This is a genomic window from Stenotrophomonas indicatrix (genome assembly GCA_041545745.1).
Taxonomy (GTDB): domain Bacteria; phylum Pseudomonadota; class Gammaproteobacteria; order Xanthomonadales; family Xanthomonadaceae; genus Stenotrophomonas; species Stenotrophomonas indicatrix_A.
Genome location: CP168152.1, coordinates 3,453,456 through 3,470,408 on the forward strand (window position 1 = coordinate 3,453,456; position 16,953 = coordinate 3,470,408).

Annotated in this window: 13 protein-coding genes and 1 riboswitch; of the genes, 7 read left to right on the forward strand and 6 right to left on the reverse strand. The window is 65.5% G+C overall.

The annotated features are described in order from the left end of the window. Positions 1-55: 55 nt before the first annotated feature. Genes ACEF39_RS15820 through metX form a run of 3 tightly spaced genes read right to left on the reverse strand, consistent with a single transcriptional unit; the run spans position 56 to position 3,383 of the window. The gene (locus tag ACEF39_RS15820; RefSeq protein WP_500285736.1) at positions 56-1,123 is read right to left on the reverse strand and encodes a homoserine dehydrogenase family protein; all 1,068 of its coding nucleotides are present in this window, start codon (positions 1,121-1,123) and stop codon (positions 56-58) included. Continuing rightward, complete coding sequence (locus ACEF39_RS15825; protein ID WP_500285737.1) at positions 1,120-2,355, reverse strand: O-succinylhomoserine (thiol)-lyase; 1,236 nt, start codon at positions 2,353-2,355, stop codon at positions 1,120-1,122. The genes ACEF39_RS15820 and ACEF39_RS15825 overlap by 4 nt, the downstream gene beginning before the upstream one ends. Beyond that, a complete protein-coding gene (metX, locus tag ACEF39_RS15830; RefSeq protein WP_500285738.1) occupies positions 2,352-3,383 on the reverse strand; it encodes a homoserine O-succinyltransferase MetX in 1,032 nt (343 codons plus the stop codon). The genes ACEF39_RS15825 and metX overlap by 4 nt, the downstream gene beginning before the upstream one ends. Positions 3,384-3,459: 76 nt before the next feature. After that, a riboswitch (SAM riboswitch) is annotated at positions 3,460-3,578 on the reverse strand. A 138-nt stretch (positions 3,579-3,716) separates the two neighbouring features. Here metX and ACEF39_RS15835 point away from each other — a divergent pair. The 4 genes from ACEF39_RS15835 to ACEF39_RS15850 all read left to right on the forward strand — a co-directional run bounded on the left by ACEF39_RS15835 (position 3,717) and on the right by ACEF39_RS15850 (position 9,101). Then, on the forward strand, positions 3,717-4,601 hold the full coding sequence (locus tag ACEF39_RS15835; RefSeq protein ID WP_500285739.1) for a M23 family metallopeptidase: 885 nt from the start codon (positions 3,717-3,719) through the stop codon (positions 4,599-4,601). Between the two features lie 74 nt (positions 4,602-4,675). Further along, positions 4,676-6,280: a peptide chain release factor 3 gene (locus tag ACEF39_RS15840; protein WP_500285740.1), complete on the forward strand. Its 1,605-nt coding sequence runs from the start codon at positions 4,676-4,678 to the stop codon at positions 6,278-6,280. A gap of 96 nt (positions 6,281-6,376) precedes the next feature. Next, positions 6,377-7,015, forward strand: a complete 639-nt coding sequence (trhA, locus tag ACEF39_RS15845; RefSeq protein ID WP_500285741.1) for a PAQR family membrane homeostasis protein TrhA — start codon at positions 6,377-6,379, stop codon at positions 7,013-7,015. Positions 7,016-7,127: 112 nt separating this feature from the next. Next, complete coding sequence (locus ACEF39_RS15850; protein ID WP_500285742.1) at positions 7,128-9,101, forward strand: AsmA family protein; 1,974 nt, start codon at positions 7,128-7,130, stop codon at positions 9,099-9,101. A 487-nt stretch (positions 9,102-9,588) separates the two neighbouring features. Here ACEF39_RS15850 and ACEF39_RS15855 read toward each other — a convergent pair whose 3' ends face one another. The 3 genes from ACEF39_RS15855 to mtgA form a co-directional block, all read right to left on the reverse strand. Continuing rightward, positions 9,589-10,020, reverse strand: a complete 432-nt coding sequence (locus ACEF39_RS15855) for a CBS domain-containing protein (RefSeq protein WP_500285743.1) — start codon at positions 10,018-10,020, stop codon at positions 9,589-9,591. Continuing rightward, positions 9,980-10,999, reverse strand: a complete 1,020-nt coding sequence (locus tag ACEF39_RS15860) for a glycosyltransferase family 2 protein (RefSeq protein WP_500285744.1) — start codon at positions 10,997-10,999, stop codon at positions 9,980-9,982. Before ACEF39_RS15860 ends, ACEF39_RS15855 begins: the two co-directional genes overlap by 41 nt. A 111-nt stretch (positions 11,000-11,110) precedes the next feature. Next, complete coding sequence (gene mtgA / locus ACEF39_RS15865) at positions 11,111-11,860, reverse strand: monofunctional biosynthetic peptidoglycan transglycosylase (protein WP_500285745.1); 750 nt, start codon at positions 11,858-11,860, stop codon at positions 11,111-11,113. 77 nt (positions 11,861-11,937) lie between these two features. Here mtgA and hslO point away from each other — a divergent pair, with 77 nt between their 5' ends. The 3 genes from hslO to ACEF39_RS15880 all read left to right on the forward strand — a co-directional run bounded on the left by hslO (position 11,938) and on the right by ACEF39_RS15880 (position 16,942). After that, a complete protein-coding gene (gene hslO, locus ACEF39_RS15870; RefSeq protein WP_088100577.1) occupies positions 11,938-12,831 on the forward strand; it encodes an Hsp33 family molecular chaperone HslO in 894 nt (297 codons plus the stop codon). 120 nt (positions 12,832-12,951) lie between these two features. Beyond that, a complete protein-coding gene (locus ACEF39_RS15875; RefSeq protein ID WP_500285746.1) occupies positions 12,952-13,806 on the forward strand; it encodes an XOO1806 family protein in 855 nt (284 codons plus the stop codon). 376 nt (positions 13,807-14,182) lie between these two features. Continuing rightward, on the forward strand, positions 14,183-16,942 hold the full coding sequence (locus ACEF39_RS15880; protein WP_500285747.1) for a TonB-dependent receptor: 2,760 nt from the start codon (positions 14,183-14,185) through the stop codon (positions 16,940-16,942). Positions 16,943-16,953 lie beyond the last annotated feature (11 nt).

Here is a 16,953-nt window from a genome sequence, read left to right on the forward strand (position 1 = left end):
AGGATCGGTGTGGGTAGCGCCGGGCCATGCCCGGCGAGCGCAGCGGCGGCTGGGGTCAACCCACGATCCGCAACACATCATCCAGCAGTGCCGCTGCGGTCACTTCCGCACCCGCGCCCGGCCCCTGGATCAACAGCGGCTGCGCGCGGTAGCGATCGCTGTGGATTGCCACGCGATTGTCGGTGCCGGCGCCCTGCGCCAGCGGATGGTCGGCCGCCAGCTCGCGCAGGCCCACCTGCGCACCCTCGCCATCAACGCGCCCGACAAAACGCAGCACGCGGCCGTTCTCGCGCGCCTGCTGCCAACGCGCCTGCAGCGGTGCATCCAGTTGCTCCAGCGCGTTCACTGCATCTTCCAGCGGCAACGCTGCCAGCGTATCCGGCACCAGTGAATCGACCTGCACCTGCGAAGCATCCAGCGCCAATCCGCTGCTGCGCGCCAGGATCAACAACTTGCGGCGCACATCCTCGCCGGAAAGATCCAGCCGCGGGTCCGGCTCGGTGTAGCCGGCCGCCAGCGCTTCACGCACCGCCGCCGAGAACGGTGACTGGCCGTCATAGCGATTGAACAGCCACGCCAGCGAGCCGGAAAGCACGCCTTCGATGGCATGGATGTGGTCGCCACCGGCAACCAGCGCGCGCAGGCTGCTGAGCAACGGGAGGCCGGCGCCGACGGTGGCACTGTCGCCGTAGCGTGCACCACTGTCGGCGCAACGGTCGGCGATGGCCTGCGCGCGCGACAGGTGCGCACCACGGCCGAGCTTGTTGGCGGTCACCACGTGCACGCCGCGCGCCAACCACTGCACGTGGCGCGCCGCTACGTCTTCGCTGGCGGTGGCATCGACCACCACGTCACCACGCTCCAGCCCTTCGGCACTGGCCCAAGGCGGCGAGCTCTGCCCATCGCGCGGCGCGCGACGTGCCAGTTCCAGCGGCAACGCCAGATCACGGTCGATCGCCAGCGCCGTGCGCGAATTGGCCAGCCACTGCACGCTGGGCAACTCCAGCCCACGTGCCTGCAGCGCCTGGTAGCGCTGTACGAAGGCCGTACCGACGGTGCCGGTTCCGAGCAGCGCCAAGCGGCCGGTACCCAGCAGCGGAATCTCGACAGGCAAAGCGCTCATGCGTCTGCTACCTGTTTGCCACGCGCCACCGCATCGATCACCGCCTCCGCACGCGCCAGTGCAGCGCCCAGATCCGCCAGCAGGTCACGTTCGCCTTCGATGCCAACCGACAACCGCAGCAGGCCTTCGCTGATGCCCGCGGCAGTGCGTGCTTCGGCCGTCATCGCCGCGTGGGTCATGGTTGCTGGGTGCGCGATCAGGCTCTCCACCCCACCCAGCGACTCGGCCAGCGTGAAGTAGCGCAGGCCATCGACAAACGTGCGCACAGCGGCATGCGGATCGTCACCGGCACAGCTGGCCAGTTCGAAGGACAACATCGCGCCGAAACCGCTCTGCTGCCGGGCGGCAACGGCGTGGCCGGGATGATCGGCCAGGCCCGGGTAGTAGACCTTGGCCACCGCCGGATGCGCATCAAGCAGTGCCACGATTGCGGCGGTATTCTCCTGGTGCGCGCGCAGGCGTGCATCCAATGTGCGCAGGCCGCGCAGGGTCAGGAACGCATCGAACGGTGAACCGGTAAGGCCCAGTGCATTGCCCCACCACACCAGCTGCTCGTGCACGGCGGGATCGCGGGCAATCACCGCACCGCCGACCACGTCGCTGTGGCCGTTGATGTACTTGGTGGTGGAATGCAGCACCAGGTCCGCACCGAACGACAGCGGTTGCTGCAATGCCGGCGATAGGAATGTGTTGTCCACCACCACCAGCGCACCGGCCTTGTGCGCAGCATCGATCACGAAGCGCAGGTCGGTGATGCGCAGCAGCGGGTTGGATGGCGTTTCGACCAGCACCAGCTTCGGCTGCGTGGCCAGCGCCTGGGCCAGCGCGCGCGGGTCGGTCAGGTCGGCGGTAACCAGTTCGAAATGGCCCTTCTTGGCCAACGCGTTGAACAGGCGCCAACTGCCGCCGTAAGCATCGTGTGGCACCACCAGGGTATCGCCGGGCTGCAGCAGTGCGTTCAGCACCAGGTTGATCGCACCCATGCCGGTGGCAGTGACCACGCCGCCGGCGCCGCCCTCCAGTTCGGCCAGCGCCTCGCCCAGCAGGTCGCGCGTGGGATTGCCACTGCGGGTGTAGTCGTACTGGCGCTTGTTGCCGAAGCCTTCAAAGCTGAAGTTCGACGACAGCACGATCGGCGGCGTGACCGCGCCATGGGCGGTGTCCCGATCGATGCCGGCGCGGACGGCGGCGGTGGTGCGACAACAGGACGGTTCAGCGGCGTGCAGGCTCATGCGGACTCTCCAGAAGTGCGGAAGGCGGTGGCGAGGATCGCGTCGATGCGATCGGTTTCTTTCAGGAAGGCGTCGTGACCGTAGGGCGAGCGCAGCACGCGCAGGCTGCCGCGCGGGCCCAGTCCCTCGACCAGGCCGACCAGGTCGGCAAGCGGAACCAGGCGGTCGCCTTCAACGGCAACCACCACGGTCGGCGGCAGGATCGCGCTCGGGTCCACGCGGTGCAGGTCGATCGACTCGGACAGGCGCAGGTAGGCGTTGACCGGCGTGCGTGCGACGTACTGCGCGCCAGCGGCGTCGAGGTAATCTTCGGCGGCAACCCGGACGCGACCATTGACCACTTCCGGTGCTGCGTCGAAGCGCTCGCCGAATTCTTCCGGCGTGCGATAGCTGAGCATCGCGAACTGACGAGCCAGCGCCAGGCCGTGGTCTTCGCCACACTGCAGCTGGCCCAGCGCCACGGCACGGCGCTGCAGCGCACGCCAGGCGGCGGCATACGGATGCGGGCGGTGTGCGCCGCTGACCAGCACCAGCTGGCGTACCCGGGCACGGTGGCGGATCGCCAACTGCTGGCCGACCAGTGCACCATACGAATAGCCGACGAACGCCTTCAGCGCGCGGATGCCGAGGTGGTCCAGCAGCAATGCCAACGCATCGGCCTGGTCGGCGGTATCGATCGGCACATCCAGCGCGCCGTCGGCGCCGATGAAATCGAACGCGAGCACACGCAGCTGCTGCGGATCCAGCGCGCGGCCGCTGCCGACCAGGCCTTCGGCCCAGCCCTTCTCGGTGAACTGCGCATTGGACGCCACATGGCGGTGCGCGGAAATGCCGCCGGCCAGCACCACCACTGGTGCGTTGACCGGACCGACCCACTCGTAGCGCAGGCGTACCGGGCAAGGACCGGCATGACGCATCGAGAGCACGGCGGCGAACTCGCCGCGCTCGGCGTGCACGCGGTCATCGACCGGCACGCTGACGGGGACAAAGGATTCGGGGCGAAGCACGGTGCTGGTGGCGAAGCTCATGGCGGGTTCCGGTAGGGAAATCGGCCATCGAGCCTTCGCGGGGCTCGCGTTCGACATGCACGTTGTGTGCAGGTTCGAACCATCTTTCGGTGGACGCCACGGTCCCCGCAGGATTTGGCACCTACGCAGGCGCTTTCGCGTCTGCGGGCTGCCCCGGCTTCAAAGGGCCTGTCCCTCTGCCGGTCTCGATGGTGGAGCCACGATGCCAGTCCTTTCCGGGCATGTCAATCCCTTCATGCGGATAAAGAGATGAATGAGTGCAGGCGCCCCCACCCTTCCCCCATCCCGACAGCTTGCGTAGAGTCCCGGCGGTCCATGTCGCTGGAGCCGTCGATGCGCCGCTTGCCCCTGCCCTGCCTGCTGCTGCCCCTGTTGGCGAGCGCCTCCGCGAACGCCGCCGACTGGCGCCAGGCCTGGGGACTGGTACCGAAGACACCAGCCGTGCCCACGTCCGACGCCGCGCCGCAAGCGGCGCCGATGGCCCGCCTGCGGCTGCAGCAGATCGGCGACCAGTGGCAGGCACGGATCGACAACCCGCTGTCCGGCCCGGTGCAGATCGAGCTGCGCGCCGCCCCCGGCACGCAGGTGGAGGGCCTGCCGCTGCAGTCACTGGTGCAGGCCACCGGCAGTCTGGTGGTGGGCCACCTTCCCTCCCCTCCCAGCGGCAAGGCAGTGGACCTTCGCCTGCAGTCGGTGCCGGGCAATCCGGTCGCGCGCGCCGAAGACGTCGCCTATCGCCTGCCCTTCGAGGCTGTCCAGCTGCGTGTGGACCAAGCCCCGCAGGGCCGGTTCAGCCACGATGACGAGGAGAACCGCGACGCCATCGACTTTGCCCTGCCCGAAGCTACGCAGGTCCTGGCCGCCCGCGAGGGTACGGTGATGCAGGTACAGGACGGTTTCCGCGGCAATGGCCTGGATCGTGAACGCGATGCCGGACGCGCCAACTTCGTTCGTATCCTGCACAGCGACGGCAGCATGGCGATGTACGCCCACCTGCAGGCTGGCGGCATGCGGGTCCGTCCCGGCCAGGCCGTGCAGGCTGGCCAGCCGATCGGCCTGTCCGGCAACAGTGGCTACAGCACCGCCCCGCACCTGCACTTCGTGGTGCAGCTCAACCGGGGCATGGGCCTGCGTTCGGTGCCGGTACGCATCCTCGCGCCACAGGGCGAATTGCACTTCGCCCGCGAGGGCCGCGGCGACGCCAGCGCCGGGCGCTGACCCGCCGACGCCGGCAGGCCGGTATAATCGGGCGCTTATCTCTTTGAAAAGCGCCCCGTGCGGGCGCCACTGCCATGTCCGAAGTCGCCACCGAAGCGTCGCGTCGCCGCACGTTCGCCATCATTTCCCACCCTGACGCCGGCAAGACCACGCTGACCGAAAAGCTGCTGTTGTTCGGAGGCGCGATCCAGATGGCCGGCTCGGTGAAGGGCCGCAAGGCTGCCCGCCACGCCACCTCGGACTGGATGGCGCTGGAAAAGGAGCGCGGCATCTCCGTCACCTCCTCGGTGATGCAGTTCCCGTACGAAGGCAAGATCATCAATCTGCTCGATACCCCGGGCCACGCCGACTTCGGCGAGGACACCTACCGCGTGCTGACCGCGGTGGACTCGGCGCTGATGGTGATCGACGTGGCCAAGGGCGTGGAGGAGCGCACCATCAAGCTGATGGAAGTGTGCCGCCTGCGCGACACCCCGATCATGACCTTCATCAACAAGCTCGATCGCGAGGGCAAGGAGCCGATCGACCTGCTGGATGAGGTTGAAAGCGTGCTCGGCATCCAGTGCGCACCGGTCACCTGGCCGATCGGCATGGGCCAACGCCTGAAGGGCGTGGTCCACCTGATCACCGGCGAAGTGCACCTGTACGAACAGGGCCGCAACTTCACCCGTCAGGATTCGACCATCTTCCCGTCGATCGATTCGCCCGGGCTGGCCGAGAAGATCGGCGAACGGATGTTGGCCGATCTGCGCGACGAACTGGAACTGGTGCAGGGTGCCAGCCACCCGTTCGATCTGCAGGCCTACCGCGCCGGCAAGCAGACCCCGGTGTTCTTCGGCTCGGGCGTGAACAACTTCGGTGTGCAGCCGCTGCTGGACTTCTTCGTCGAGCACGCGCCGTCGCCGCAGGCGCGCTCCACCACCGGCCGCGAAGTCGCCCCGCAGGAGCAGAAACTGACCGGCTTCGTGTTCAAGATCCAGGCCAACATGGATCCGTTGCACCGTGACCGCGTGGCCTTCATGCGCGTCTGCTCGGGCCGGTTCACTGCCGGCATGAAGACCCTGCACGTGCGCACCGGCAAGGACATGAAGCTGGCCAACGCGCTGACCTTCATGGCCAGCGACCGTGAAATCGCCGCCGAGGCGTGGCCGGGCGATGTGATCGGCATCCACAACCACGGCACCATTTCCATCGGTGACACATTCACCGAGGGTGAAGCGATCACCTTCACCGGCATCCCCAACTTCGCCCCGGAACTGTTCCGTCGCGCCCGCCTGCGCGATCCGCTCAAGCTCAAGCAGCTGCAGAAGGGCCTGGCACAGTTGTCCGAGGAAGGCGCGACCCAGTTCTTCCGTCCGTTGACCAGCAACGACCTGATCCTGGGTGCGGTGGGCGTGCTGCAGTTCGATGTGGCTGCCTACCGCCTGAAGGACGAATACGGCGTGGAAGCCACCTTCGAGCAGGTCAGCGTGACCACGGCGCGCTGGGTCCACTGCAGCAACGAGAAGAAGCTGGAGGAGTTCCGCGAGAAGAACGCGCTGAACTTGGCCCTCGACGCCGCCGGCCACCTGGTCTACCTGGCGCCGACCCGGGTCAACCTCCAGCTGGCGCAGGAACGCGCGCCGGATGTGCGTTTCTCGGCAACCCGTGAAGCCGCGCATACGGTCACCGGCAACTGATCGCAGCAACCATACGGTGGCGGGGGTGCACGCGCCCGCCATCGCGGCGATGATAGGGGGGTGCGGGTCCCCCTCCCTGCAGACGATGCTCATGCCATGTCCACGACTTCTGTTGCTTCGATCCGTGAAGAAATCGCCAGCGCCCTGACCCACGGGCTGGGTGCGGTGCTTGCCCTGGCCGCCAGTGCGGTACTGATCACCCTGGCCGCGATCTACGGCGATGGCTGGCAGCTGGCCAGCGCGATCGTGTTCGGCATCGCCCTGCTGCTGCTGTACACCGCCTCCACGCTGTACCACGCCATCCAGCACCCGCAGGCCAAGGGCCGCCTGAAGGTGTTCGACCATTGCGCGATCTATGTACTGATCGCCGGCACCTATACCCCGTTCACCCTGATCGGCCTGCGCGGTCCCTGGGGCTGGAGCATGTTCACCGCGATCTGGGCGCTGGCCCTGGGCGGTGTGGTGTTCAAGCTGTTCTACACCGGCCGCTTCAAGCTGCTGTCCACGGTGATCTACATTGCCATGGGCTGGCTGGTGGTGGTGGCGATCAAGCCGATGTGGGCCTCGATCGATGGCGGCACCCTGGCCTGGCTGTTTGGCGGTGGCCTGTCCTACACGCTGGGCACGTACTTCTATCACCGCGAATCCATCTCCTATTCGCATGCCATCTGGCATCTGTTCGTGATCGGCGGCAGCGTCTGCCACTTCGTCGCAGTGACCCGACAGGTGCTGTGACCCTCGATCAGCGGTAGCGCCAGGCCCTGCCTGGCAAGCAAGCGTTCGCTCTGCACGCCATGCACATGAACGCTTCGCGCCCCGTCCACCCCGACGGGGCAACCATGGCAGCGTGAATGCTGCCTCTGCTCCTGCTGCTCCCAAGGCGTCGCGCTGGCGCCTGCGTCGTCCCGGTCCGCGCGGGCAGCGTTGGCTCGCCGTGCTGGTGTTCCTGTTCGCGGCGATCCTGGTCCTCCTTGCCCTGTGGGACTGGAACTGGTTCAAGGGCCCGGTCGAACGTGCGGTGCAGGCCCGTACCGGGCGCGCCCTGCACATCGGCAACCTGGATGTCGACCTCGGCCGCACCACCACCGTGCGTGCCGATACCCTCACCTTCGCCAATGCGCCCTGGGCCAAACAGCCGAACATGGCCAGTGCCGACCGGGTCGAGATCGACGTTCGGGTGTGGCCACTGCTGCGCGGCAACGTGCAGCTTCCCGAAATCCGCCTGACCCGCCCTGACGTACTGCTGGAGACGGCACCGCGCAAAGGTGACCCGGGCAACTGGAACTTCCTCGGCGACAGCAAGGGCGGCACCACGCCGCAGCTCAAGCGCCTGCGCATCGACGATGGTCGCCTGCAGTTCCTTGACGCCCCAGGCCGCACCGACATCCTGGTGAACGTGCGCAGCGGGCAACCCAAACAGGCCGACGCTGCACCACCGTTGCTGGTGGCCGGCAAAGGCCGCTGGCGGGGCAACCCCTTCATCCTGAGCGGCGGCACCGAGTCGCCGCTGGAGCTGACCGACAGCGGCCATCCCTTCCGCATCCACCTCGATGGCCGCGCCGGCGCCACCCATGCCGTCGCCAGCGGCACCTTGACCAACCCGTTCCAGCTGCAGGTGTTCGACCTGCAGTTCGCGCTGAGCGGCAAAGACCTGGCAGACCTGTATCCACTGCTGGGCATCGCCATTCCACCCTCCCCGCCTTACGCATTGGACGGCCGCCTGAAGCGCGATCACCAGATCTGGCGCTACGAGCGCTTCACCGGCAAAGTCGGCGACAGCGATCTGGCGGGCGCTGTGCAGTTCGATGTCTCCGGGGAACGCCCACGGATGGCCGCGAACCTGGTGTCGCGCCGCCTAGATTTCGATGATCTTGCAGGTTTCGTCGGCGCCCCTCCGAAGGCCAACGGCGGTGAAACCGCCAATGCCGGACAGAAGACTGAAGCTGCGCGCAAGGCCGCCAGCGCAAAGGTGCTGCCGGCCACGCCGTACAACCTGGGCAAGCTGCGTGCGATGGATGCCGATGTGCGCTGGAAGGCACAGCACATCAACGCGCCGAAGCTGCCGCTGGACGACATGGATGCGCATCTGCTGCTGGATGATGGTGTGCTTCGGCTGGACCCGTTGAACTTCGGCGTTGCCGGCGGTGACATCCGCAGCACGATCCGGATGGACGCACGTCGCCCACAGATCGCAACCACGTTCAAGGCCAGCGTGCGTGGCGTGCAGCTGAGCCAGTTGTTCCCCGACGCCAAGCTGGCCGAGCAGGCCAAGGGGGGTATCAGCGGCGCCATTGATCTGACCGGCAACGGCAACTCGATCGCGGCGATGCTCGGCAGCAGCAGCGGCGACGTGGCGTTGGGCATGGGCCGCGGTCATGTCGGCAACCTGCTGATGGAAGTGGCGGGGCTGGACATCACCGAATCGCTGAAATTCCTGTTCACCGGCGACAAACAGATTCCGCTGCGCTGCGCCTTCGCCGATTTCGGCGTGCGCGAGGGCCTGATGCATACCAGGTCGATGGCGGTGGACACCACCGATACGATCATCGTCGGTGAAGGTGATGTCAGCCTGCGCGATGAAACACTGGACCTGCTGCTGAGGCCACGGCCGAAGGACAGGAGCATCCTGGTCCTGCGCTCGCCGCTACGCATCGGCGGCACCTTCAAGGACCCGTCATTCCGCCCGGACTTCAAGGCGCTGGGCATTCGTGGTGCGGTCGCGTTGACGCTGGGCAGCATCGCGCCGCCGGCGGCACTGCTGGCCACCATCGAACTGGGCCCGGGCAAGGATGCCGACTGCGGTGGGCACTACGCGAAATAGAGCGGGCGTTCGGCGCCTTGATTCCCATGCGGAGAGCCGGAGCAAGGCAACAGGCAGGACACGCCGTAAACCCGTCCATGGGGGCTCGGTCGGCGCATCCATGCGCCTCACGGTCCTGCCTGCCGCCTTGCTCCGGCTTCGGACAGTTTCCTGCGCGCGCGGAACGAGAGCGGAAATTCAAAATCAAGAGAAAAAGCAAAAAGCAAAGTCAAAAGCTGTGCCAACCGAGGTTGGCATCTACCCAAAGCGGGGGCCCTACGCACCGCGCTCGCAGGGACGTGTCCTGAGGCGGAGGGCATGGCCGTGCAGGACCGTTGGCGCCATGGATGGCGCCATCGAGCCCCATGGATGGGTTTACGGCGTGTCCTGCACGGCCATGCCCTCCGCCTCCCCGCACATCAGGAAGGCGCTGCTTTGGCTTTGGCTTTGGCTTTAGCAGTTGCTTGAAAAAGCGGGCCGGCGGGCCGCAGGCCCGCCAGCGACACACTCACCCCGCCACGATGTACTGCTGCAGCTGATCCAGCTCGCGCCGCTGCGCATCGATCACCGACTTCACCAGGTCACCAATGGAAATCACCCCCAGTACCTGCCCGCCCTCGACCACCGGCAGATGGCGGATGCGGTAATCGGTCACCAGCTGCAGGCAGTGTTCCACCTGCTCGCCCGGCGTCACTGTCACCACTTTGCCGGTCATGATCTCCGACACCGCCGTATCGCGGGACGAACGATCATGCAGCACGATCTTGCGTGCGTAATCGCGCTCGGACAGGATCCCGACCAGTCGCGGTCCATCCATCACCAGCACCGCGCCGACGCCCTTCTGTGCCATCAGCCGGATCGCATCGATCACCGCCGCATCAGGCGCGACCGCATGCACTTCAGGGGATTTGCCGTCCAACAGTTGCCGTACCGACGTCATCTGCCTGCCCTCCCAGGGTGGGTTGCGGCTCCGAGTCTGCCACGGAAGGCGTCAGCCACGCGTCAACCAGGTACAACGGCCGCTGCTTGGTCTCTTCATACAACCGCCCCAGGTACTCGCCGATCAAGCCCAGCGCGATCAACTGCACACCGCCCAGGAACAGGATCACCGCCATCATGGTCGGCCACCCCGCCACACGGTCGCCATACAGCGCCGCCTTGGCGATCACCCAGATGGCAAATACAAAGGACACGCCCGCGGTGGCCAGCCCCATGTAGGTTGCCGCCCGCAGTGGGACCGTCGAGAAGCCGGTGATGCCTTCCAGTGCGAAGTTCCACAGCCGCCACAGGCTGAACTTGCTGCTGCCGGCCAAACGGGCATGCCGGTGATACGGCACCGCCACGCGGCGGAAGCCGACCCAGCTGAAGAGCCCCTTCATGAACCGGTGACGTTCGCGCATCTCGCGCAGTGCGCTCAGCGCGCGCGGCGACAACAAACGGAAATCGCCGGTATCGGCCGGAATGGGCGTGCGCGAAAGGCGCCCTATCACCCGGTAGAACATCGACGCGGTCGCACGCTTGCTCCAGCTCTCACCGTCGCGCACCAGGCGGGTGCCGTAGACGTTGTCGTAGCCCTCGCGCCAACGTTCAACGAACTGAGGCACCAGTTCCGGCGGGTCCTGGCCATCGGCGTCGAGGATCATCGCCGCACCTTCGCGCACCTGGTCCAGACCGGCGGTCAGCGCGGCCTCCTTGCCGAAGTTGCGCGACAGCTTCAGCGCCGATATCCGCGGGTCATTCTGGGCCAGCGACGTGATCAACGACCAGGTCGTGTCACTGCTGCCATCATCCACGTACAGGATGTGTCCGTCGATTCCGGCCAGGCCGTCCAGTACCGCGCACAATCGCGGATGCAGCTGGGGTAGAACCAGCTCTTCATTGTGCGCGGCGATGACGAAGGTAAGACGCTCACGAGTCATCGCAGGATTGTACGTGGTTGACGGGCATGCAGCCCGCCAGTCCACCGTTCAAGCCACCCGCTTCCGGCACCAGAAGCAAAGGCACCACGGACGCCGCTGCTGTCGGCGCCCTCAGTCCTCGGCCAGATACCCCGCTCCACCCAGCTGCCGTGCCTGCCGCTGGATCCACGCCGCGCGCCGCTGCACGTAGGGGCCTGGCTTGGCCGCGTTGTAGCGACGCGGCGCCGGCAGCACTGCCGCCAGACGTGCGCTCTCCGCAGGGCTCAGCCGCGCGGCGTCCTTGCCCCAGAATGTCTGCGCCGCCGCTTGGGCGCCGTACACGCCGTCGCCGAATTCGGCGATGTTGGCGTACATCTCCAGGATCCGCTGCTTCGGCCAGAAGGCTTCGATCAGCACCGTGTACCAGACCTCCAGGCCCTTGCGGATCCAGCTGCGGCCCTGCCACAGGAACAGGTTCTTGGCCACCTGCTGGCTGATCGTGCTGGCCCCGCGCAGGCGCCCACCGCGCGCGTTGTGGTCGCGCGCCTTTTCAATGGCCTGCAGGTCGAACCCACTATGGTCGGGGAAGCGCTGGTCCTCTGCGGCCACCAGCGAAATGGGCAGGCTCGGCGCCATCTGGTCCAGGTCCCGCCACTGGTAGTGCAGCCGGTAGGACCAGTCGCCTTCACCCAGGGCTTCGCCGAAACGCCAGACCATCACCGTGGACAGCGGCGGATCGATGAAACGCAGCACCAGCACCTGCAGGCAGCTGAAGGCCACGAACAGTACCGGCAGCCACAGCAGCCGCTTCCAGCGCCAGCGCCGACGCGGCACCGTGTCGGCGCTGGCCACTACCTTGTCCTGCTCTCCCCCTGCCCCCATTACTGGTGCATCCTTCTTATGCCTGGTTGTCGGCGCATTATCCGGCAACCATCCCCGTTTCCGCGCGATGTGAGCCGATGACCGCCCAATCCGATTCCCTTATCCGTTTCCTGCTCCCCGACGCCGGTGTCCGTGGCGTCCACGTGCGCCTGCAGGCCACCTGGCAGGACATCCAGTCCCACGGCGAGTATCCGGACAGTGCCACCGAACTGCTGGGCGAGGCCTGCGTGGCCTCGGCGCTGTTCACCGGCCACACCAAGGTGGACGGCCGCCTGTCGATCCAGCTGCGCAGCAACACGGCCCTGCGCACGCTGTTCGCCGAATGCACTGCCGCCGGCACCCTGCGCGGCATCGTCCAGCTGGCCGAAGGCGGTGATGCCCCCCGCGACCTGACCGACCTGGGCCAGGACTCGCTGCTGGCCATCACCATCGAGAACCCGGGCCTGGATCCGCGCGAACCGCAGCGCTACCAGAGCCTGGTCGCACTGACCGCGCCGGAACTGGATGAAGCGTTCGAGGACTACTTCCGTCAGTCCGAGCAGTTGCCGACGCGGCTGCTGCTGGCCGCCGGCCGCGACGGCGCTGCCGGCCTGCTGCTGCAGAAGCTGCCGGGCGACGAGGGCGACGACGACGGCTGGGCCCGCGCCAGCGCGCTGTTCGACACCCTGGGCAAGGCGGAGCTGCTGGCCACCCCGGCCGAGGAACTGCTGCACCGGTTGTTCCACGAGGAGAAGGCAGAGCTGGTGGGTGATAAGGCCCTGTCCTTCGCCTGTTCCTGCTCGCGTGAACGGGTCGCCTCCATGCTGTTCTCACTGGGCGAGGAAGAGGCCCGTGCGGCTGCCGAAGACACCGGCGCAGTGGACGTGCGTTGCGAATTCTGCGGACAGGAGTATCACTTTCCGTTGACGGAGTTCGGCATACTGTTCCACGGTGCCCAGGGGGCTGTACCGGCACCTGAACGTCTTCAGTAAAAACGAATGAGTCTTGTATCTGGGGAGGAACAAGGCTTGTTAAGAATTCATAAACACCCTAGGATCGAGTCCCCGCCCCAGCGGGAACTTTCACTGTCCGCCCCTGTCTGAACTGGTCCGATGCGTACCTTCCTGCGTCTACCGCTGGCCCTGCTGATCGCCCTTGGCGCGATCACGGGCGTGCATGCGCAGAGCAAGGACATCCGTACCGTGATTCCGGTCTGGAACAAGGGCAGTGGCAAGGTCGAGGCCCTGCTGTATCTGGAGCCGACCGGTGAACAGGCCGTCGGCGCACGCTGGCATTTCGGCCGCAATTCGCTTGATGCTGCGTTCGGCCTGTCCTCGGGCGACTCGCTTGGTTTGCTGTGCAACAGCAGCAGCGGTTCGAGCATCAGCGGTCTGGCCAGCCATTGCATGCTGGCCAGCCTGGGCGACGACGATGACGCCATCGGTTCCAACCGGCGCCTGACCGGCACCGCCGCGCTCAACCGTGGCACCGGCCGCCTGGGAATCACTGCCGGCACCGGCCGCGAGACCCTGCCCGCTTGGCTGGCGACGCCCAGCAAGACCCCGTCGTTGCGCGCCGAACAGAATGACCTGACCGTGTTCGCGCAGAAGAACATCGGTCGCGAAGGCTTTGTCTCCATCGCCGGCACGTATGCCAAGGCACGCCTGGTACCACTGGCTGACGCCTCACCGGCGATCGTTGACCGCTGGGACAGCAAGAGCCTGAGCCTGGGCGCCGGCTACGGCAATTTCAGCGGCAGCATCATCGGCCGCGTGGTGGACGTTCCGGGCAAGCCCGGCAAGTGGGAAGGCCTGGGCATCGGCCTGACCTGGCGTACCCCGTGGTCAGGCCAGCTTACAGTCGGCGCGGAAAATGTGATCAGCCGCGGCAAGAACCCGTTCTCCCCGCGCAACGAAAGCAACGATGACGGCACCGTGCCGTACGTCCGCTACGAGCAGGATCTGTAGTCGCTCATCGACTGGTAACAAGCTGTGTTCAACATCGGGCGCCCTGGGGCGCCCGAATTGTTTCCGGACACTTCTGTCAAGTGCGAAAAGCACTCATCCGTTACAAACGGATACATCACGACATGCATCAACTGAAACTTTTTTGTGCTCCGAAGGCGGGTAGACGCAGTGACACCCGCCCGCGCACCAGGATAACTCGTTGAAATAAAAGAAATCGAAGCGCATTCATCTGTAACCACAGCGTGAATTAACACAGCTTTAATTTTTGGCGAAGGGCCGTTACTATCGATTCAGCCTCGCGATTTTGGAGCCTTCTTTTTTGGGCACCGCCGCGCAGGCACTACCCCAGCCAAGATTTCTTGGAGAGAGAGAGCCAATGAATTTCCAGTCCAACAAGCTGCGTGACGCTGTCGTCGTCGCGCTGATCGCCGGTGCGGCGACGTCCGTAACAGCCCAGGCGCAGGAAGCGACCAACCTGGATCGCATCTCGGTGACCGGTTCGCGCATCAAGAGCACCGACATCGAAACCTCGCAGCCGGTCCTGAGCCTGACCCGCGCCGACATCGAGAAGCAGGGTGTGACTTCGGTCGCTGACATCCTGCAGCGCGTCGCCGCCAACGGTGCTGCACTGAACCGTACGTTCAACAACGGCGGTGATGGCACGTCCGGCATCAGCCTGCGCAACCTGGGTACTGCGCGCACCCTGGTGCTGGTCAATGGCCGCCGCTGGACCACCGGCCTGGACGGCAGCGTCGACCTGAACACCATCCCGACCGCGATGATCGAGCGCATCGACATCCTGAAGGACGGCGCGTCGACCATCTATGGTTCGGACGCCATCGCCGGCGTGGTGAACATCATCACCAAGCAGAACTTCGACGGCGCTGAAGCGAACTTCTACAAGGGCCAGTACAGCGAGGGTGACGGCGAGCGTGAAGCCGCCGACTTCACAATCGGCACCACCACTGACCGCGCGTCGCTGACCTTGGGCGCTTCCTATGTCAAGGAAGATTCCGTCGGCGCCGGCGACCGCGCGATCTCAGCCGGTGGCCCTCCTTTCTTCGGAGGCCAGAGCAGCACCGGCCTGCCAGGCTCCTACATCCGCGATGGCAAGCGCTACGTCATCATCAATGGCGTCGAAACCCTATTCAACAGCCAGATCCACGGCTACAACACCTCGCCGGATAACTACCTGCTGACGCCGCAGGAACGAACCTCGCTGTTCGCCACGGGTTCGTACAACATCACCGACAACATCACCTTCAAGACCGAGGCGATGTACAACGAGCGCAAGTCCGAGCAGCTGCTGGCCGCCATGCCGGTGACCGGCATGGAACTGAGCGCGGACAGCATGTACAACCCGTACGGTCAGAAGCTGACCGGCGTCAATCGACGTTTCAATGAAACCGGCGGTCGCTCGTTCAACCAGAACGTCAAGAACTGGCATTTCTACGGCGGCTTCGAAGGCTTCTTCGAATTCGCCGATCGCAACTTCGACTGGGATGTCGGCTACCGCTACGACAAGACCGATGAAAACGTACTGACCTACGGCCTGTTCAACCTGGCGAACCTCGAGAACGCCTATGGCCCGTCGGAACTGCGCAACGGTGTTCCGGTGTGCGTCAGCGCACCGGGCGGTGATGTGATCCCCGGTTGCGTACCGGTGAACCCGCTCGGCCCGGAAGGCTCGATCTCGCAGGGTGCGATCGACTACACCGCCTTCACCGCGCATGACTCGTCAAGCCTGGTGTCCAAGGGTTACTACGCCAACATCTCCGGTGAGATCGTGCAGCTGCCGGCCGGCGCTCTGGCTTTCGCTGCCGGTTACGAGTACCGCAAGGAGAGCGGTCAGTTCGATCCCGACGCTTTCATCGCATCGGGCTTGAGCACCGGCAACGGCGCCAAGCCGACCAAGGGCGGCTACGACCTGGATGAGTTCTTCCTGGAACTGTCGATCCCGGTGCTGGCTGACCTGCCCGGCGCCAAGCTGCTCGACTTCAGCGTGGCGACCCGCTACTCGAAGTACAGCAACTTCGGCAACACCACCAACAACAAGTTTGGTTTCCGCTGGAAGCCGATCGACGACCTGATGATCCGCGGCAACTACTCGGAAGGCTTCCGCGCGCCGAGCATCAGCAACCTGTACGCAGGCGACGGCGATTCCTTCGAAACCTACGCTGATCCCTGCGCCAAGGCCAACAACCCATCCGGCGGTACGCTTGCCCTGTGCCAGGCCCAGGGTGTGCCAGACGGCTTCGTGCAGCCCAACAGCGTGGACGCAAGGGGTGACGCGCAGCCGGGTGCTTACCAGACCAACGAGCCGTTCACTTGGACCTCCAACCCGAATCTGAAGCCGGAAACCTCGACCAGCAAGACGCTGGGCGTGGTGTTCAGCCCGAGCTTCGTGCAGGGCCTGAACGTGACGCTGGACTGGTGGCAGATCAAGGTCGAAGACGCAATTACCCGTCCTTCGATCGGCGACATCATGGATCGCTGCTACAAGGGCAACGCTTCCGAGCAGGCGGCGTACTGCGGCCTGATCACACGTGACCCAAACTACGGCACCCCGGAAGAAAACTACACCATCACCAACGTCCGCATGCCACTGCAGAATCTGGCGTCGTACAAGGTGGAAGGTTGGGATCTGGGCGTCTCCTACCGCTTGCCGGAGACGTCCTTCGGCCAGTTCACCATCAGCTGGGACAGCACCTACCTCAGCAAGTGGGAGACCAAGGCGACCGAGGATTCGGCTGCTGTAGGCTACCAAGGTCGCTATCTTGACCAGGATCCCTACTGGCGCATCCGTTCCAACCTGTATGTCGACTGGAGCTTCGGCGACTTCGGCGTGAACTGGGGCATGCGTTACAAGTCGGGCATCACCGAAGAGTGCGACCTGGGCTCACTGCAGAGCTACTGCTCGGATCCGGACGGCAGCGAAAACCGCCTGCCGACCACCGTGTACCACGACGTCCAGGTGCGCTACAACACCCCGTGGAAGGGCACGATCATGCTGGGTCTGAACAACGCGTTCGACAAGCAGCCGCCGGTCTCCTACCAGGTGTCGTACAACATGTTCGACCCGCAGTACGACCTGCCGGGCCGCTACATGTACATGCAGTACAAGCAGAAGTTCTGATCGATCCCTTG